This is a genomic window from Coprococcus sp. BIOML-A2, assembly GCF_009875795.1.
GTDB lineage: Bacteria > Bacillota > Clostridia > Lachnospirales > Lachnospiraceae > Coprococcus > Coprococcus aceti.
Map to the genome: position 1 here is coordinate 659,303 of NZ_WWSI01000001.1, position 18,757 is coordinate 678,059.

General features: G+C 44.9%; 16 protein-coding genes and 1 tRNA gene. 14 read left to right on the forward strand and 3 right to left on the reverse strand.

The window, feature by feature from the left end; translation table 11 throughout:
- Positions 1 to 140: 140 nt before the first annotated feature.
- A tRNA-Lys gene (locus GT575_RS03015) sits at positions 141 to 213 on the forward strand.
- A gap of 98 nt (positions 214 to 311) precedes the next feature.
- Here the strand turns inward: GT575_RS03015 and GT575_RS03020 are convergent.
- Positions 312 to 1,226, reverse strand: coding sequence for a radical SAM protein (locus GT575_RS03020; RefSeq protein WP_055280377.1), 915 nt, complete (start codon positions 1,224 to 1,226; stop codon positions 312 to 314).
- A gap of 49 nt (positions 1,227 to 1,275) precedes the next feature.
- Entirely contained in the window at positions 1,276 to 2,121 is an 846-nt protein-coding gene (locus GT575_RS03025) for an Mrp/NBP35 family ATP-binding protein (protein WP_022217397.1), read from the reverse strand.
- Positions 2,122 to 2,392: 271 nt separating this feature from the next.
- On the opposite strand from GT575_RS03025, the gene GT575_RS03030 reads away from it, so the two are divergent.
- The 6 genes from GT575_RS03030 to GT575_RS03055 all read left to right on the forward strand — a co-directional run bounded on the left by GT575_RS03030 (position 2,393) and on the right by GT575_RS03055 (position 9,698).
- A complete protein-coding gene (locus tag GT575_RS03030; RefSeq protein ID WP_161171454.1) occupies positions 2,393 to 3,907 on the forward strand; it encodes an aminoacyl-histidine dipeptidase in 1,515 nt (504 codons plus the stop codon).
- Between the two features lie 35 nt (positions 3,908 to 3,942).
- The gene (locus tag GT575_RS03035) at positions 3,943 to 5,034 is read left to right on the forward strand and encodes a PTS transporter subunit IIC (RefSeq protein ID WP_055272015.1); all 1,092 of its coding nucleotides are present in this window, start codon (positions 3,943 to 3,945) and stop codon (positions 5,032 to 5,034) included.
- Between the two features lie 395 nt (positions 5,035 to 5,429).
- A complete protein-coding gene (locus GT575_RS03040; protein ID WP_015534419.1) occupies positions 5,430 to 6,158 on the forward strand; it encodes a flavodoxin in 729 nt (242 codons plus the stop codon).
- An 87-nt stretch (positions 6,159 to 6,245) separates the two neighbouring features.
- The gene (locus GT575_RS03045; RefSeq protein WP_015534418.1) at positions 6,246 to 7,109 is read left to right on the forward strand and encodes an aldo/keto reductase; all 864 of its coding nucleotides are present in this window, start codon (positions 6,246 to 6,248) and stop codon (positions 7,107 to 7,109) included.
- A 136-nt stretch (positions 7,110 to 7,245) separates the two neighbouring features.
- Positions 7,246 to 8,088 (forward strand): hypothetical protein, encoded by an 843-nt coding sequence (locus GT575_RS03050; RefSeq protein WP_022217400.1) that lies wholly within the window; start codon positions 7,246 to 7,248, stop codon positions 8,086 to 8,088.
- 206 nt (positions 8,089 to 8,294) lie between these two features.
- Positions 8,295 to 9,698, forward strand: a complete 1,404-nt coding sequence (locus GT575_RS03055; RefSeq protein WP_161171542.1) for an MATE family efflux transporter — start codon at positions 8,295 to 8,297, stop codon at positions 9,696 to 9,698.
- On the opposite strand, the gene GT575_RS03060 is transcribed toward GT575_RS03055, so the two are convergent.
- The gene (locus GT575_RS03060; RefSeq protein ID WP_022217402.1) at positions 9,664 to 11,043 is read right to left on the reverse strand and encodes an MATE family efflux transporter; all 1,380 of its coding nucleotides are present in this window, start codon (positions 11,041 to 11,043) and stop codon (positions 9,664 to 9,666) included. The two genes, GT575_RS03055 and GT575_RS03060, sit on opposite strands and share 35 nt — an antisense overlap.
- A 736-nt stretch (positions 11,044 to 11,779) precedes the next feature.
- On the opposite strand from GT575_RS03060, the gene GT575_RS03065 reads away from it, so the two are divergent.
- From GT575_RS03065 to GT575_RS03095, 7 genes are all read left to right on the forward strand, one after another.
- On the forward strand, positions 11,780 to 13,273 hold the full coding sequence (locus tag GT575_RS03065) for an anthranilate synthase component I family protein (RefSeq protein WP_161171455.1): 1,494 nt from the start codon (positions 11,780 to 11,782) through the stop codon (positions 13,271 to 13,273).
- Between the two features lie 14 nt (positions 13,274 to 13,287).
- Complete coding sequence (locus tag GT575_RS03070) at positions 13,288 to 13,854, forward strand: anthranilate synthase component II (RefSeq protein WP_161171456.1); 567 nt, start codon at positions 13,288 to 13,290, stop codon at positions 13,852 to 13,854.
- A gap of 28 nt (positions 13,855 to 13,882) precedes the next feature.
- On the forward strand, positions 13,883 to 14,896 hold the full coding sequence (gene trpD / locus GT575_RS03075) for an anthranilate phosphoribosyltransferase (protein WP_161171457.1): 1,014 nt from the start codon (positions 13,883 to 13,885) through the stop codon (positions 14,894 to 14,896).
- Between the two features lie 49 nt (positions 14,897 to 14,945).
- Entirely contained in the window at positions 14,946 to 15,830 is an 885-nt protein-coding gene (gene trpC / locus GT575_RS03080; RefSeq protein ID WP_161171458.1) for an indole-3-glycerol phosphate synthase TrpC, read from the forward strand.
- A gap of 87 nt (positions 15,831 to 15,917) precedes the next feature.
- Positions 15,918 to 17,102, forward strand: a complete 1,185-nt coding sequence (gene trpB, locus GT575_RS03085; RefSeq protein ID WP_055280369.1) for a tryptophan synthase subunit beta — start codon at positions 15,918 to 15,920, stop codon at positions 17,100 to 17,102.
- Entirely contained in the window at positions 17,095 to 17,865 is a 771-nt protein-coding gene (trpA, locus tag GT575_RS03090) for a tryptophan synthase subunit alpha (RefSeq protein ID WP_192934930.1), read from the forward strand. Before trpB ends, trpA begins: the two co-directional genes overlap by 8 nt.
- A gap of 477 nt (positions 17,866 to 18,342) precedes the next feature.
- Positions 18,343 to 18,717 carry a hypothetical protein gene (locus GT575_RS03095; protein ID WP_015534409.1) on the forward strand — a complete coding sequence of 125 codons (375 nt, stop codon included), beginning with the start codon at positions 18,343 to 18,345 and terminating at the stop codon, positions 18,715 to 18,717.
- Positions 18,718 to 18,757: the final 40 nt, after the last annotated feature.

The window sequence follows — 18,757 nt, forward strand, 5'->3', positions numbered from 1 at the left end:
GCTGGTCCATTTTTTTGTCACTCAGTTTGGAATTATCTGCTGGATGTCAGAAAAGTTGAAAAAAATGAGAAAAACACTTGCATTATTCTCAGAACTGATATATAATCTATTCTGTTGTGACGAACATAACAAATAAATACGGGCCGCTAGCTCATTTGGTAGAGCACCTGACTCTTAATCAGGGTGTGCGGGGTTCGAGCCCCCGGCGGCCCACTACAAGATGGATTGACTGCAATATGTTGTGGCTGGTCCATTTTTTTGTGCAAAAATCCATGGTCTTTTATTTATTTCCTTATTTGAAGATGTGTGGGTTACACGCCTTCGTTATCGAATGCTGGAATGAAGCTCTCTTTTGCTGTCTCACCCTCCTGTATAAATCCATTTTCAACGCCGATATCAATGGCATAATCCACAAGCTCATCGTATTCAGAAGGAGTTATAGTTCTGCCAAGCTCTGGAAATCTATTCTCAATTCCCGGCATAGGGGTGTACTGGTTCATGATGCTTATATATATTGAATCTTTGTATGTGTTATATAGATATGTGATTATTGACTTGGAATCATCCAGATGATCAGGAAGCTGCAGATGACGGACGATAACACCTCTCTGCATAATTCCGTCGTCATCAAAGCGGGTCTGGTCTCCTCCGCATTGTCTGACCATCTCAGATATGGAGGCTTTGGCATGTTCAGGATAGTCTGGAGCATTACTGTATTTTGCGGACAGATCCGGTGACATGAATTTGAAATCAGGAAGATACACGTCTATATAGCCATCAAGTAGCTGTATCATCTCGGCCGTTTCGTAACCACTGCAGTTATATACAAATGGAAGCTTGAAGTTCCGTGATCTCGCCATGTCTATAGCTGATATGATCTGTGGTATATAGTGATCCGGTGTGACAAGATTGATGTTGTTGGCACCCTTATCCTGAAGCTCAAAGAAAATGTTGCACAGCCTTGATATGGATATATCCTTGCCAGCCTTGCCTCCGGATATGGCTTTATTCTGGCAGAAGCAGCATCCAAGTGCACATCCGGAGAAGAATACGGCACCTGAACCGTTCTCTCCGGATATACATGGCTCTTCCCACATGTGTAGCGCTGCACGGCTCACCCTGACTGTGTCTGTCATATGGCAGGCACCTGTGTGACCGGATGTACGGTCTACACCGCATTTTCTTGGACACAATATGCAGTTGTTCAGGATGTGCCGGATATCCATATTATTTACCTCCAAAATAGATGATAATTGTTATTAACTGATAGGTGAATTAGTATTTGTCAGGGTCAAATGTGCTTATGAGATCAGCAAATTCCTGAAGATCAGCATTTGCTTCCATGTGCTCTATCTCACCCCTATCCATAAGCCCCGCAAGGGAAGGATTGATAGGCAGACGGATCGCGTGGCCTATATACAGGTCTCTTATGACCTGCTCAAGCTGGCTCTTGCCAAATATATAGTGCTTGTTATTGCAGTCAGGACAAATGAAATATGACATATTCTCTATCATACCAATGACAGGGATATTCATGCTGTCTGCCATGTGAACAGCCTTTCCAACGATGACAGATACGAGATCCTGAGGGGTGGTAACTACCACAACTCCATCTATAGGGATGGACTGGAATATGGTAAGTGGCACGTCACCGGTTCCAGGAGGACAGTCGATGAACATATAGTCTATGTCTCCCCAGATGATGTCTGAGTAGAACTGCTTGACTGTTCCCGCTATGATAGGTCCTCTCCAGAGGACAGGTGTTGTCTCGTCGTCCAGAAGAAGATTCACAGACATGATCTTGATTCCTGTTTCCGTCTCATCGGGATACAGGAAATCTCCTTCTGCCTCTGGTGTCTTATGTACGCCAAATGCCTTTGGAATAGAAGGTCCTGTGATATCTGCGTCAAGTATGGCTGTCTTGTAACCCATGCGCTGCATGAGAACGGCGAGCTGACAGGTTACTGAGGATTTGCCGACTCCTCCTTTGCCGCTGACCACGGCAATAATATGTTTTATATGTGAACCTGGATGTGGCTCTATGATAAGACTCTGTGGTTCTGTTCTGCTGGAACAGCTCTGACCACAGGTACTGCAGTTGTGTGTACAATTCTCTGACATGATACTCTCCAATCTACTGCACATGGATGTCTGTGCAATCTGTGTTGTATGCTAAGTTACGCATTTGATTAATATATATCATTAAGAGGTTACAAAGTCAACGAATGCAGGTACTATGAAATTTGAGAGGTGAGTTGAAATTGACGGGTGTCAAATATATAATCAGAGACATGATAGTATACGGATTGTAGAGTTGAAATGAAATACCTGATAGAAAGTATTCTAATAAAGTAATTGGGCATGAAAAATACTATAAAAAGGAGAATATAGCATGGGAGTTTTATCAAATATCGAGCCATATGGAGTTTTTCATTTCTTTGAGGAGATATGCGGGATTCCACACGGATCGTCGGATACAAAGAAGATAAGTGATTATCTGGTGAAGTTTGCCATAGACAAAAATCTGAGATATATACAGGATGAGAGCAACAATGTGATCATATTCAAGGACGGAACTGCCGGGTATGAGGACAGTGCCCCTGTCATGCTACAGGGACATATGGATATGGTCTGTGAGAAAGATGTTGACTGTGATATTGATTTTGAGCGGGACGGACTGAGACTAGTGCTTGAGGACGGAGTGATATCCGCTGATGGAACCACCCTTGGCGGAGATGACGGGATAGCTGTGGCATTTGCACTGGCTATACTGGATGCCGATGATATACCACATCCACCGATTGAGTGTGTATTTACGGTTGATGAGGAGATAGGAATGCTGGGAGCTGCGGCGATTGACTGTAGTCCACTTAAGTCACGGATCATGCTCAATCTGGATTCTGAGGATGAGGGGTATCTGCTGGTGTCATGTGCCGGAGGTGCGTGTGCTACGTGCCATATTCCGGTTGAATATGAGAATGCAGAAGATGATCATTCAGTTGTGAAAATTATTGTAGAGGGTCTTACCGGTGGACATTCCGGCGTGGAGATCATAAAACAGAGGGCAAATGCCGACAAGCAGCTTGCAAGACTTCTATATAATATAGGAAGGGATATTCCATACAGACTGATATCTATAAAGGGCGGTCTTAAGGACAATGCAATACCTAACAAGGCGGAGGCATATGTGGGTATTGATCCGGAGGATGTGGATAACTTTGTAAAATCTGCGGAAAAGAATGAGAAGATTCTGAGGCATGAATTTGGAAATACTGATCCAGAGCTTGTAGTGAAAGTAGAAACGGATCTGTCAGATGATCTGGGTTCATATAATAACGCGGATGATGTGCAGAACGATATGTATGGTAGAACCATGATCAACAGAGTTATGACAGAAAAGTCATCGGATATAGTTATCAGGAGTCTTATGATGATGCCAAATGGAATTCAGAAGATGAGCAATGATATAGAAGGGCTTGTGCAGACATCGCTGAATCTTGGAATATTGAATACAACTGAGGATGAGGTCACAGCAAGCTTTTCAGTAAGAAGCAGTGTACAGTCTGAAAAGGAAAATCTGATAGATCAGCTCCGATGTGTATCTGTCTCGGCTGGTGGAAGTCTGGAAGTGCAGGGGGATTATCCTGCATGGGAGTACAGACATGATTCTCCTCTCAGAGATATTATGGTGGATGTGTTTGAAGAGCAGTATGGAAGAAAGCCTGTTATACAGGCGATTCACGCCGGAGTGGAGTGTGGACTTTTCGCTGGCAAGATGCCGGGTCTGGACTGTGTATCATTTGGCCCGGATATGAAGAATATCCATACAAGCAGAGAGTCTATGGATGTTGCCAGTGTACAGAGAACATGGAGGTATACACTGGGTATACTTGAGAAATTGAAGTAATTGACAGCAATATAATTTCAATAAGGAGAAGAAGGATGGAAAAGGTAAAAGGATTCTTGAAGAAGAAGGACATCGTGTTCAGCGTCAAGAGATACGGAATAGATGCCCTGGGTGCCATGGCACAGGGATTGTTCTGTACTTTGCTTATCGGAACTATATTGAACACACTTGGCAATCAGTTTGGTGTAGGATTTCTCAAAGCGGTTGTTGCGACCGTGAATGGGACAGATTATACAGTTGGAGGTCTCGCATCTGCTATGGCAGGACCTGCGATGGCGGTGGCTATAGGATATGCTCTTAAGGCACCACAGCTCGTATTGTTCTCACTGATAACAGTTGGATTTGCGGCAAATGCCTTGGGCGGCGCAGGAGGCCCGCTGGCAGTTTATTTTATTGCAGTTATTGCAACTGAACTTGGAAAGGTTGTCTCAAAGGAGACAAAGATTGACATACTGGTGACACCTCTGGTTACCATCGGAAGTGGTGTGGCTGTGTCTGCACTTCTTGCACCTACACTCGGTGCCATAGCCATGAAGGTCGGAGATCTCATCATGCTGGCTACAAACCTTCAGCCGTTCTGGATGGGTATTGCGGTATCAGTTCTCGTCGGTGTGGCACTTACACTTCCGATATCATCCGCTGCGATATGTGCGGCATTCGGACTTACAGGTCTGGCCGGCGGTGCTGCTGTGGCGGGATGTTGTGCGCAGATGGTTGGATTTGCAGTTATGTCATTCAGAGAGAATAAATGGGGTGGCCTTGTTTCACAAGGAATCGGAACATCAATGCTCCAGATGGGTAACATCATCAAGAATCCGAGAATCTGGATCGCACCTATAGTTACCTCTGCGATCACAGGTCCTCTTGCAACATGTCTGTTCAAGCTTCAGATGAATGGAACTCCTGTATCATCAGGTATGGGTACATGTGGTCTGGTTGGACAGATCGGAGTATACACAGGCTGGATGAATGATATCGAGGCGGGAAGCAAGACAGCGGTCACAGCTATGGACTGGGTTGGTCTGATCCTAATCTCATTTGTACTTCCTGCAGTTCTCTGCCCGCTCATCAACATGGTGGTGAGAAAACTCGGCTGGGTTAAGGATGGAGATATGACTTTATCATAAAGATTGGCTGAAATCCGGTGGAAGAAAATTATCTCAAAATTGTTTCCATCAGGCAGATTACAACAGAAAAGATACAATATTTTCGCAAATAAGATTGAAATTGGCTCGAAAGATACAAATTTACAGATTTTGTGTCTTTCGGGCCTTTTTATATGGAAAAGGAGATAATATTTTCCTAAAATGGGTGATTCAGAAGGAAAAAGATACAAAATATATGGTGCTTGATTTGTGGAGTGAAAATACAGCAAAAATGAGCAGACGATAGAAAAATCAAGAATACAAAAAAAGTCCTTGCCTTGAAGTGAACTCCAAAGAGTATTATTAGATATGTCAGAGAAACAGTTCCTGACGTTTTTCGAAAATATGGTAGTTAAAACAGACAGGAGGACGCTTTAATGAAGAAATTAGGAGCATTTTTAGTGTGTGCTGTTATGGCTTTTGGACTTGTTGGATGCGGAAGTGGCGACAGCACAGAAAGTAAAAGTACCACACAGGCAGAAACCCAGACAGAGGTTGTTACGGATGCGGTCAATGAGGCCGATACAAGCAACGACAACGCTGACTCTACGGTATCAGAGGAACAGACCAGCGAGGAAAGCAGCGCTGATGAGACAGACAATGTTGACACAGAGACAGGTAAGACTCTGGTGATCTATTTTTCAGCAACTGGAAATACAAAAGATGCTGCAGAATATATAGCGGCAGAGACAGGAGCAGATATATTTGAGATCACCCCGGCCCAGGAGTATACATCGGATGATCTGAACTACAATGATGACAGCAGCAGGGTATCAAAGGAACACAATGACGAAAGCCTCAGGGATGTGGAGCTTACCACCACTGAAGTTCCTGGCTGGGAATCGTATGATACGGTATTTGTAGGTTATCCTATATGGTGGGGAACGTCTGCATGGCCGGTAGATTCATTTGTCAAGGCAAATGACTTCACTGGCAAGACTGTATATCCGTTCTGCACATCGGCGAGCTCGGGACTGGGAAGCAGTGCAGATGATCTGGCTTCTGAGGCAGGAAGCGGAGACTGGAAGGATGGTCAGAGATTCTCGTCGGGTGTGACACAGCAGGATGTGGCCGACTGGATAAGCGGGCTCGGCCTTGGACAGTAATGTGTCAGATAAGTAACTGAACAGATGTAATAAACATAGCTGGAAATAATTTGAAATTGAAATAAAAAGAAACAGGAGGATATAAAAATGTTAAAAGAAACTTACACACTTAACAATGGAGTAGCAATTCCAAAGCTTGGACTTGGAACATGGTTCATCGACGATGACAAGGTAGCAGATGCCGTGAGGGAGGCCGTAAAGATAGGTTACAGACATATTGACACTGCACAGGCATACGGCAATGAGCGCGGAGTAGGCGAAGGAGTTAGAACCTGTGGTATTCCAAGAGAAGAACTGTTCGTAGTCTCAAAGGTTGCGGCTGAGCACAAGACATATGAGGAGGCCAAGGCGGGAATCGATGGAACGCTTGAGAAGATGGGACTTGACTATCTCGATATGATGATCATTCACAGCCCACAGCCTTGGGTAAAGGTAAATCAGAGCGATGACAGATACGTGGAGGGCAACAGAGCAGCATGGAGAGCACTTGAGGAGGCATACAAGGAAGGCAAGCTCAAGGCTATTGGTATATCCAATTTCCAGATCGGTGATATCGAGAGCCTTATGGAGACTGCTGAGATCAAGCCTATGGTCAACCAGATACTTCTTCACATCAGCAATACTCCGATAGAACTGGTGGATTACTGTCAGAAGAACGATATACTTGTTGAGGCTTATTCACCTATCGCACATGGTGAGATACTCAATCAGCCTGAGATCAAGGCTATGGCGGACAAGTATGGTGTGACTGTTCCACAGCTCTGCATCAGATATACTATCCAGCTCGGAACAATTTCACTGCCAAAGACGGCCAATCCAGAGCACATGAAGAGCAATACAGAGGTCGATTTCGAGATAAGTGCAGAGGATATGGAGGCTCTTAAGAATTTCAAGAAGATCGAGAGCTATGGAGCGAGCAGTGGTTTTCCTGTATATGGTGGACGTATATAATAAAGAAAAGTTCATAGCTATAGTGGACAGCCGTCAGGTTTGTATAGTTTGCAATCATAAATATCTTGCATAATATAATAGTTACCTTATAATAGAGATGTTGCTAATTTTATACATTTAGGAGGAAATGAACAATATGAAAAAGGGAACAAGTTATATTGTAGTGGCTGCAATGATGATGGGATTGATGCTGACAGGCTGTGGGGGCAATGACAATTCTGTAACTAAGGCTACAACTGAAGCTGAGACAGAAGCAGCAACAGAGGAGCAGGATACTGAAACACAGGACACTGCAGATGATACTGAGGACAGTTCGGTCGCCATTGATGAGGAGGACACAGAGGAAGATACAGAGGACAGTGAAGAGGCAGAAGCTGATCCTTCAATAGTAGGTGTATACACCAAGAATGGTTATGAGAATTCGTATTTTGGATTTAAGATCAACCTTGAAGGAAGCTATGGAATTCAGACAAGAGGTTCATTACTGACTGCCACCGATATCTCTGAGGTTGTGGAGGATTCCAATAGCGATGAGACTGTACAGAGGGCATTGGATAATCTGGACAATAGCTTTACGGTAGGAAACGATTATGCATTCTGTGCAAATGATGGTACACACTATATTCTGCTCAAAATAAAGTCCCCTAAGGGTGGTGGAAATTACGGTTATGATGTGTGGGCTGATGAGAATACAGTAGCAAAGGCAACTGTTGCTCAGATGGATACTGTTATTACATCTACAGCAAGTAGAATTGGCGCTGAAGCAAGCAATATTGAGACTGATTATTCCAAGTGTACAGTATTTGGCGAAGAGCACTACATATGTACAGCAACGGCTGATATGTCTGGAACTGAGTACTCTCTGACAAATGTAATAGTAAGATCAGATGACGGAAAGTATACGATGATAATAGCTATAGAGACACTTGGTGACAGAAATTATCAGGATATTCTGGATAACATGTTCAGTCCATTATAAATTTTACAACTTTACTTTTTCAAAAACAAAAAGTATAATACACATCGAAAGCGAGTGGCAAAGATTGCGTAAATCCAGTTTTGTCACTCGCTTTTTATGTGTATATATAATAATTTTCTAGTGTGTAGCTATTCAGCGTAAGTCCAACTAACTTAGGCGATAGCTGCTTTTTTTGTTCAGGGAAAGGAGTTTGAAGAGTGGAAGAAATGGATAAGAACAAAGAGGAAAACAGAGAGAGAAATAAGATGAAAGATATGCCAGTTGGAAAGCTGATGATCCAGATGGGTATTCCTATGATTCTTTCCATGGCGCTTCAGGCGGTGTACAACATCGTAGACAGCGCATTTGTGGGAAATATGAAGGTGGGAAGTGAGGCTGCGTTAAATGCCCTCACGCTGGTATTTCCGGTGCAGATGCTCATGGTTGCTCTGGGCATAGGCACGGGAGTCGGCACAAATGCGTTTATTGCCAGAACCCTTGGTCAGGGTGATAAGGAAAGAGCTGCCAAGGTGGCTGGCAACAGTCTGTTTCTCGGTGCTGTAATATATGTGGTGTGTTTGTTATTTGGAATATTGGGAGTGAGGACTTATATAGTCTCACAGACTATGGACACGCAGGTCACAGAGATGGCTGTGGATTATCTAAGAATATGCTGTGTGTATTCATTTGGAATAATATTCTTCTCGTTGTTTGAGAAGCTGCTTCAGGCAACTGGCAGATCCATGTATTCAACGATAGGTCAGGTGATGGGAGCTGTCATAAACATCATACTTGATCCGCTTCTCATATACGGAGTGGGACCATTTCCAGAGATGGGTGTCAGAGGAGCCGCCTATGCGACTATTATAGGTCAGATAGCGTCTGCGGTTCTGCTGTGCGTGTTCCATCTGAGACTTAATAAGGAATTTGAACATGGATGTGCATACATGAAGCCTGACTGGAGAATCATCCGGGGAATATATGCCATAGGACTCCCGGCCATCATAGCCCAGGCACTTATGTCCATCATGGTATACGCGCTGAATCTCATTCTCAAGTTTAACCAGTCGGCGCAGACTGCATATGGTCTGTTCTACAAGGTTCAGCAGTTTGTGCTGTTTCTCGCATTTGGACTCAGGGATGCGATCACCCCGATCACGGCATACAGCTATGGAATGGGTGACAGAAAGAGGATAAATGATGCGATTAAGTATGGAATAATCTACACAATAGTGCTGATGGTGTTTGGAATGGCTGTGACAGAGCTGTTTCCAGCTGCATTTGCCGGACTTTTCAATGCGGGACAGTCCAGAGTGTATTTTATAGACGCCATGAGGATAATCTCCCTAAGTTTTGTATTTGCCGGGGTAAATGTTGCATTTCAGGGAATATATCAGGCCCTTGAAGGCGGTGTGGAATCGTTTGTGATATCGCTGCTCAGACAGTTGATAATCATCCTGCCGCTTGCCGGAGCATTTGCGGCTCTGGTCAGAGGCGGTCAGACGGATGTATCACTGATATGGTGGGCATTCCCGATCACGGAGATCGTGTCGTGCGTGGTGGGCATGGTGTTGCTGAGAAGGAAAATGAGGAGGGTTACTTCTTCCCTGCACCTTTCATCATTGACTTAAATGTCAGCATGAATGTTGCGCCGCATGAGAATGCGGACACTATGTCGCTGATAGGCTCGGCGTAGTAAATACTCATGACTGAGTGCGTGCAGTATGGCAGGATGATCGCGAGTGGGATTATCAGTATGACCTTTCTCAGCAGTGCAAATATAAGGGATTTGCCTGCTTGTCCCATGGATATGAAGGACTGCTGACATCCGTTCTGTATGCCAAAGAACATCATTCCGAATATGTATATCGGAAGAACTTTTGCACAGAGTGCTTTGAGGGATTCATCCGAGGTAAATATTCCGGCTGCCACGGACGGAAACAGGAATGCGGCCCCAGCCAGGACAAATGACACTATGATGGACATGGTTATCAGTATGGTACATGTCTTCTTCACTCTGTCCACGTTGCCCTTGCCGTAGTTGTAGCTGATGATGGGCTGGACTCCCTGGGAGAAACCGCTCATCGGGATAAATATAATCTGCATGATACTTTGGAGTATGGTGAATGATCCCACGTACAGGTCATCGCCGTACTTCTGGAGCCCGTGAGTGAACACGATGGTTATAAGGCTCTCCGTGACCTGCATGATAAATGGGGACACTCCGAGGGCTGCAATTGACAGGATCAGTTTGCCCTGTGGGCGCATCATCTGCGCTGATATGCGAAGACTAGCCTTGTCGGATGTCAGAAATCTGATAACCCATGCCGCGCTTATCGCCTGGGATATGACGGTCGCTATGGCCGCACCCTTGATTCCGAGGTTCAGTGCAAATATGAATATCGGATCGAGGATGATGTTGAATATGGCTCCTATGAGCACAGAAAACATGGCGGTCTTTGACTGTCCCTGGGCTGTGATAAATGTGTTCAGTCCGGTGGTGATCATGACAAATATAGTGCCTATAAGGTAAATACTCAGATAGTCATCGGCATGTGGATAGGTGGCATCGCTGGCACCGAAGAAATACAGAAGCGGTTTCTTCAATGTGTAGATGACAGCCATAACAATAACTGTAAATATGATGAGCAGGGTTACGCCATTTGACAGGATGCGCTGTGCCTTGTCCCTGTCGCCTTTACCGAGAGCAATGGAAGCCAGAGGTGCTCCGCCCGCGCCCACGAACACGCTGAATGCACTTACAAGGGTGATGATCGGGAGACACAGTCCGATTCCGGTGAGGGATGCTGCGCCTACCTCGGGGATATGTCCTATGTATATTCTGTCCACTATGTTGTATAAGAGATTGATGAGCTGCGCCACAAATGTTGGAATGCCCATGGAGAGCATAAGTTTAAATATCGGCGCCGTGCCCATCCTCTCTTCGGAATTTGAAGAAATTGTACTTGTGTTCATAACTACTCCTTAATGTTGATAACTTTTCGAATTTTTCGGAAAAGATTATATTTTGAATAGATGTGTTCTCTATTATAATGCCTAATGTATAGAATATTTCAGTTAGATGGGGTAGTCAATCAACAAATAATAAAGAAAGTATAAAATAAATGATAAGTGGAAAAAGTCCAGCAAATATGCGGGAAACAGTAAAAAACGAGTGAAAATATAGCAAAAACTTGAAAAATTATTCTTGACAAATTTACTAGGAAAGCGCATTATGGTTACAGATATAAGATAAACCGTTGATCAAGAGGAGTAGCGGCATATAACATGTTCAGAGAGTTGCAGGTGGTGTGATTGCAGCGATGGGAGTGCAGGTGAATGGACTTGTGAGGGCAAACCGAAAGATTTGAGATTCAAGTAGGGGAGACGGAGACCTACCGTTATAGAAGGTACATATATGATTGTATATGGTCGAGGGCATCGATATATATAAATATATATAAATTATTTATATATATTTTTTTTTATTTATTGATGAAATTAGGTGGCACCGCAGGAGATTAGATTTCTTGTCCTAATGTTTGTAGGATAAGGAATTTTTTTATGTCCTGTGGTGCTTTTTTAGTTTGCAGAAAGACATGTGACATTTGATAGATCCTTTGACGATAGCCTGATAGACATATATGAAAGAGATGAGCACAGGGAAATTTATTGAATGCATGATAGTGTTCAAAAACAAGGAGGATGAGACATGATAAGACCAGAACTTAACGAGGCAAAGAAATATGCGGCAGACGGATATAGGATGGTTCCGGTGTGCTGCGAGATGTTATCGGATGTGATCACACCGATCAACTTACTCAGAAAGCTGAAAGCGGCAAATGAGCACTGTTACATACTTGAGAGCGTGGAGAATCAGGAGGTGTGGGGACGCTACACATTTCTTGGTTATAATCCAAAGCTTGATGTCACATGCATGAATGGGCACATACAGCTCAAGGATATAGATGGAAATGTGATAAAGAAAGCGGATGACATTCATCCTGAGGTATTCATAAGAGAGATTCTCAAGGATTACAAGAGTCCGAAAATAGAAGGACTTCCAACATTTACAGGCGGGTTTGTCGGTTACTTCTCATATGATTATATAAAGTACAGTGAGAAGAAGCTTGTGATCGATGCCGATGACGATGAGGAATTTCAGGATCTGGATCTCATGCTCTTTGACAAGGTCATAGCATTTGACAATTTCAAGTCAAAGCTGATCCTCATTGCAAATGCTGACACGTCCGATATAGAAGCCGGATATGCAAAGGCACTTGCTGACATAGAAGATATGAAGAAGCTAATCCTCGATGGAGAGATGGCTGAGATAGAGCCGGTTAAGATGAAGAGTGATTTCAAGCCTCTGTTCAATAAAGAAAAATATTGCAGCATGGTCGAGAGGGCAAAGAAGTACATATTCGAGGGAGATATCTTCCAGGTGGTTCTGTCCAACAGACTTGAGGCTGAGATGGAGGGTTCACTGTTCAATACATACAGGGTTCTCAGAAGCACAAATCCTTCTCCGTATATGTTCTACTTCAGCGGCGACCAGATAGAGGTTGCGGGCGCATCGCCTGAGACACTGGTAAAGCTTGAGAATGGTGTGCTCCACACATTTCCTCTTGCTGGAACGAGACCGAGGGGAAAGACAAAGGAAGAGGATATGAGACTTGAGGCCGGACTTATGGCGGATGAGAAGGAGCTGGCGGAGCACAACATGCTGGTGGATCTCGGAAGAAATGATCTTGGTAAGATAAGCAAGTTCGGAACTGTTGAGGTTGAGCAGTACATGAAGGTTCAGAGGTACTCACATGTAATGCATATCGGGTCAACGGTCAAAGGAGAGATCGATGACAGCAGGTATGATGAGCTGTCAGCCGTAGATGCGGTACTTCCAGCAGGAACCCTCTCGGGAGCACCGAAGATCAGGGCGTGTCAGATCATCAACGAGCTGGAGAACAACAAGAGAGGAATATATGGCGGTGCCATAGGATACATAGATTTCACAGGGAATCTTGATACATGTATAGCCATAAGGATCGCATACAAAAAGGGTGACAAGGTATTTGTCAGATCCGGAGCAGGAATCGTGGCGGACAGTGTTCCGGCAAATGAGTTCCAGGAATGTATCAACAAGGCAAAGGCAGTTACAACAGCACTCACAATGAGCGCCTTTCATGCGCATGCACAATACATATAAGGAGGACAAAATAAATGACAATACTTATAGATAATTATGACAGCTTCTCCTACAACCTGTATCAGCTTGTGGGGGCAATAAATCCGGATATAAAGGTCATAAGAAATGATGAGTTCACCTGTGAGGAGATCGAGGCGATGAATCCGGATCACATAATCATCTCACCGGGACCCGGAAGACCTTCGGATGCGGGAATGTGTGAGGAAGCGGTGAGATATTTTGCAGGAAAAGTACCAATCCTCGGCGTGTGTCTCGGACATCAGGCGATTTGTGAGACATATGGTGCGACAGTCACATATGCAAAGAAACTTATGCATGGAAAGATGTCGCTGGTTGATGTGGATCTGAACTGCAGATTGTTCAGAGGACTTCAGAGCAAGATACAGGTTGCCAGATATCATTCACTGGCAGCAGCCGATGAGAATTTCCCGGAATGTCTGGAGGTCACAGCCAGGACGGAGGATGGAGAGATCATGGCGGTGAAACACAGGGATTATGAGGTATATGGAGTTCAGTTCCATCCGGAGTCGATACTGACACCGAAGGGCAAGATAATGCTCAGAAATTTTTTAGAGATATAAAATGATATAAAATAAGGAGGATATGGCGATGATACAGGAAACTCTTAAGAAGATAGCAGCAGGACAGGATCTTACATACGATGAGGCATATGCCAGCATGGATGAGATATTCAGTGGACAGGTGCCGGGAGAGACAACGGCGGGATATCTCACAGCGCTTCACATGAAGGGCGAGACGCTTGACGAGATAACAGCCAGTGCAAATGGAATGAGAGACCATGCGGAGTCTCTTCCACATGACGGAATAGATGTTCTTGAGATCGTGGGAACAGGCGGAGATTGTGCGAATTCATTTAATATATCGACAACGAGTGGTATAGTTGCAGCAGCGGCCGGAGTACCGATCGCAAAGCACGGCAACAGAAGCGTATCGAGCAAGAGTGGCGCAGCGGATGTACTTGAGGCTCTTGGTGTAAATATCTCCATATCACCTGAAAAGATGGGCAAGGTTCTCGCTGAGTGCAACATGAGCTTTATGTTTGCCCAGGTATATCATAAGGCGATGAAATATGCAGGTCCGGTCAGAAAGGCACTTGGAATACCGACAGTATTCAATATCCTTGGTCCTCTTACCAACCCGGCAAAGGCTCAGATGCAGATCATGGGAGTATACAAGGAGGAGCTTGTTGATCAGATGGCTCCTGTACTTGTTGGTCTTGGCGTAAAACGGGGACTTGTCGTATACGGACAGGATTGTCTGGATGAGATATCCATGAGCGCACCTACAACAGTTGCAGAGATCAAAGATGGCGGGATCACAAAGTACGAGATCAAGCCAGAGAATTTCGGATTTGAGAGATGCAGCAAGGAGGATCTGGTGGGCGGCGATCCAGAGGAAAACGCGCAGATTACCCGCGATATCCTGTCAGGCAAGATTAAAGGAGCCAAGAGAAATGCAGTTGTACTGAACGCAGCAGCTTGTATCTACATCGCAGGCAAGGCAGATTCCATAGCGGATGGAATCAAGGTTGCAGAGGACGTGATCGACAGTGACAAGGCTGCTGAGACGCTTGATGCATTTGTAAGACTGACAAATGAGTAGATAAGTTTCATCGCAGACTATGATAGAAAGTTGTATAGAGAGGTAAGAGATGATATTAGATGAGATAGCTGCAAAGACAAAGGAACGTGTGGCGGAGCAGAAGAAAAAAGTTCCTCTTGAGGAGATGAAGAGACAGGCACTTGATATAGTTGCCAGAGAGACGGATAACGGCAGCAGCCCATATAGTAAGTTCCCGTTTAGAGATAATCTGGAAGCGGATGGAATATCGTTTATCTGTGAGGTCAAGAAGGCATCGCCTTCCAAGGGGCTTATCGCACCGGACTTTCCTTATGTTGAGATCGCAAAGGAATATGAGGCGGCTGGTGCTTCAGCCATATCGGTGCTCACTGAGCCGTTTTATTTCCAGGGAAGCAATCAGTTCCTGATGGATATAAAGAAGGAGGTAAATATACCGCTGCTGAGGAAGGATTTTACAGTTGACGAGTATATGATATATGAGGCAAAGGTCATAGGAGCCTCGGCGGTGCTTTTGATTTGCGCAATACTGGATGACGAGCAGCTTGTCTCATATCTTCGGCTTGCACATGAACTTGGAATGTCGGCTCTGGTTGAGGCTCACGATGAGGATGAGGTCAGACGGGCGATAGCCTGCGGAGCCGGTATCATCGGAGTGAACAACAGGGATCTCAGAACATTTACGGTGGATATCATGAACAGCGTTCGTCTTAGAAAGCTGATACCGGATACGGTGCCAGCCACCCATATGGGGACGGAGGTACCTGTCACTGGTACAGGAGCTGCGGCTGACACTTTAGCACCCCAGAAGATGGTGTATGTGTCTGAGAGTGGAATCAAGGCAAAAGAGGACATAGACAGGCTCAAGGCAAATGGAACTGATGCAGTGCTCATAGGTGAGACATTTATGAGAAGTCCCGACAAGAAGAAGTTATTTGCGGAACTTAGAGGCGAGTAACATATTATATAGAAGAAACACAATACAAAAGTGTAGAAATTACATTTGAAAATATATCTGAGAAGACAAAAACAGGAGGGAAAACATATGTCAAAAGGCAGATTTGGCGTTCACGGCGGCCAGTATATTCCAGAGACTCTGATGAATGCGATGCTGGAGCTGGAGGAGGCTTACAAGAAATATAAAGATGATCCGGAGTTCAACAGAGAACTCACAGAGATGCTCAACGAGTATGCGGGAAGACCTAGCAGACTTTACTATGCGGAGAGAATGACAAAGGATCTGGGCGGTGCAAAGATCTACCTCAAGAGAGAGGATCTGAACCACACAGGAGCGCACAAGATCAACAACGTAATCGGACAGATGCTCCTTGCCAAGAGAATGGGCAAGACAAGAGTTATCGCGGAGACCGGTGCCGGACAGCATGGAGTTGCAACAGCTACAGTTGCAGCCATGATGGGCATGGAGTGCGAGATATACATGGGCGAGGAGGACACGATCAGACAGGCTCTCAATGTATATAGAATGAGACTTTTAGGCGCAAAGGTTCATCCGGTAAAGACCGGAACAGCCACACTGAAGGATGCTGTATCTGAGGCATTCCGTGAGTGGACAAGCAGGATTGATGACACACACTATGTACTCGGCTCAGTCATGGGACCATATCCTTTCCCTGAGATCGTTCGTGATTTCCAGGCTGTGATCAGTAAAGAGATCAAGGCACAGCTCATGGAGAAGGAGGGAAGACTTCCTGATGTCGTCATGGCATGTGTGGGCGGCGGTTCAAATGCCATCGGAGCTTTCTACGATTTCATACCTGACGAGAGCGTCAGGCTGATCGGCTGTGAGGCAGCGGGCAGAGGTGTTGATACATTTGAGACAGCGGCAACTATCGCAACTGGAAAGCTTGGTATATTCCACGGCATGAAGTCCTACTTCTGTCAGGATGAATTTGGCCAGATCGCACCTGTATATTCTATCTCAGCGGGACTTGACTATCCGGGAATCGGACCTGAGCACGCATACCTTCACGACATCGGACGTGCAGAGTATGTGGCGATCACAGATGACGAGGCAGTTGATGCATTTGAGTATTTGTCAAGGATCGAGGGAATCATCCCTGCGATAGAGAGCGCACACGCTGTGGCTTACGCCATGAAGCTGGCACCTACAATGGACAAGGATAAGATAATAGTGATCAATGTATCAGGACGTGGTGACAAGGACGTTGCAGCCATCGCAAGATACAGAGGGGAGGATCTTCATGAGTAATATAGCAAAAGCATTTGAACATGGAAAAGCATTTATACCATTTGTGACATGTGGCGATCCGTCGCTGGATGTGACAGAGGAGGTAGTATACGCAATGGTGGAGGCCGGTGCAGACCTTATAGAGCTGGGAATCCCATTCTCAGACCCGACAGCCGAGGGTCCGGTCATTCAAGGCGCAAATATAAGAGCGCTTGCAGGCGGCGTGACGACAGACAAGGTATTTGACCTTGTGAGAAAGCTCCGCAAGAAAGAGACAATACCTATGGTGTTCATGACATATGCAAATGTCGTGTTCTCGTACGGTTCGGAGAGATTCATCAGCACATGCAGGGAGATTGGCATAGACGGTCTGATCCTTCCTGACATTCCTTACGAGGAGAAGGATGAGTTCGACGGAATCTGCAAGCAGTATGCTGTGGATCTCATTTCACTCATCGCACCTACATCCCATGAGAGAATATCCATGATCGCAAATGATGCGAGTGGATTTGTATACTGCGTGTCATCACTCGGTGTAACAGGAACCAGAACCAAGATCACCACAGACATAGGAGCAATGGTCGATCTGGTGAAGAAGACGAAGGACATCCCTTGCGCTGTAGGCTTCGGAATATCCACACCTGAGCAGGCAAAGCAGATGGCGGAAAAGTCAGATGGCGTCATCGTCGGTTCAGCCATCGTCAAGCTGTGTGCCCAGTACGGCAAGGACTGTGTGCCTTATGTGAGAGATTATGTGAAGAGCATGAAGGATGCGATAAGGTAGGAAATTATAGATACTAATTGGGGTATGCATTTGTGGATGCATATTTAAGAGAGTCGGAGAAATCTGGCTCTCTTGTGTTTTATAGATATATTTATAAATATGTTGACACCTCAGTTAGTTTTTGATATAACATATACATCAGCGATTGCTGATATCCATAATGAAAATTGAATAAATCATATTTTAAGTAGAAGAGTTTGAAAACATGATGAGTAGCAAGTGCTACAAGTCTGCGATCATGACTCTTTTTTTGTTGCATTTTGGGCATGGGGCAGATTTCAAATGAAAACTGAATATGCATCTGCCCGGTATCCGGGGCAGCAAAGAATACGGACACAGCGACTGTCGTCGGCTGAAAAATGACAGACCGAGGAGCAGGCACCATGGAGGTGTGAGCTGGTGAAGCTTCAGATAACACATTGACAACATTTTGTAGATTTATTTTAGGTTTATTTTTTCATTATGGAGGTAACGATTATGAGATATTCATTTACAGAAAAGACATCACACAGACAGCAGGAGACAGCATACATGCTTTACATGATCATCGGCAGCTATTTTCACAGATGCAGCTGCAGATCAAAGGCGTTGGAGGAGAATCTCTTCCTTTATTATAAGGAGCTTCAGGAGAAGAGACAGGTGGAGAAGGAGAGACAGATCATCAGAGTCAGCGAGGGTGTGCTGAAAGACAATATGACAGATCTTGCGGAGATGAATGCTGAGGTGGTTATCTCAAGGGCAGATGATCTGTATATATTAAGATTTTACACAGGATTTGAGAGAGTCGTGGTGACTGTCGATGAGAAAGGCTGCTATGAGATAAGCCTGGGTAGGGATGAACTAGCGGTATAGAAGGTGTTGTGAGCAAACAGATGAAGTATAGTGGCAGTTG

Coding starts and splice junctions, on each gene's coding strand:
- GT575_RS03035 (WP_055272015.1), top strand. CDS start 3,943: ATGGAAAAGGTAAAAGGATTCTTGAAGAAGAAGGACATCGTGTTCAGC.
- GT575_RS03050 (WP_022217400.1), top strand. CDS start 7,246: ATGAAAAAGGGAACAAGTTATATTGTAGTGGCTGCAATGATGATGGGA.
- GT575_RS03045 (WP_015534418.1), top strand. CDS start 6,246: ATGTTAAAAGAAACTTACACACTTAACAATGGAGTAGCAATTCCAAAG.
- GT575_RS03070 (WP_161171456.1), top strand. CDS start 13,288: ATGACAATACTTATAGATAATTATGACAGCTTCTCCTACAACCTGTAT.
- GT575_RS03030 (WP_161171454.1), top strand. CDS start 2,393: ATGGGAGTTTTATCAAATATCGAGCCATATGGAGTTTTTCATTTCTTT.
- GT575_RS03025 (WP_022217397.1), bottom strand. CDS start 2,121: ATGTCAGAGAATTGTACACACAACTGCAGTACCTGTGGTCAGAGCTGT.
- trpD (WP_161171457.1), top strand. CDS start 13,883: ATGATACAGGAAACTCTTAAGAAGATAGCAGCAGGACAGGATCTTACA.
- trpC (WP_161171458.1), top strand. CDS start 14,946: ATGATATTAGATGAGATAGCTGCAAAGACAAAGGAACGTGTGGCGGAG.
- GT575_RS03060 (WP_022217402.1), bottom strand. CDS start 11,043: ATGAACACAAGTACAATTTCTTCAAATTCCGAAGAGAGGATGGGCACG.
- trpB (WP_055280369.1), top strand. CDS start 15,918: ATGTCAAAAGGCAGATTTGGCGTTCACGGCGGCCAGTATATTCCAGAG.
- GT575_RS03055 (WP_161171542.1), top strand. CDS start 8,295: ATGGATAAGAACAAAGAGGAAAACAGAGAGAGAAATAAGATGAAAGAT.
- GT575_RS03065 (WP_161171455.1), top strand. CDS start 11,780: ATGATAAGACCAGAACTTAACGAGGCAAAGAAATATGCGGCAGACGGA.
- GT575_RS03020 (WP_055280377.1), bottom strand. CDS start 1,226: ATGGATATCCGGCACATCCTGAACAACTGCATATTGTGTCCAAGAAAA.
- trpA (WP_192934930.1), top strand. CDS start 17,095: ATGAGTAATATAGCAAAAGCATTTGAACATGGAAAAGCATTTATACCA.
- GT575_RS03040 (WP_015534419.1), top strand. CDS start 5,430: ATGAAGAAATTAGGAGCATTTTTAGTGTGTGCTGTTATGGCTTTTGGA.
- GT575_RS03095 (WP_015534409.1), top strand. CDS start 18,343: ATGAGATATTCATTTACAGAAAAGACATCACACAGACAGCAGGAGACA.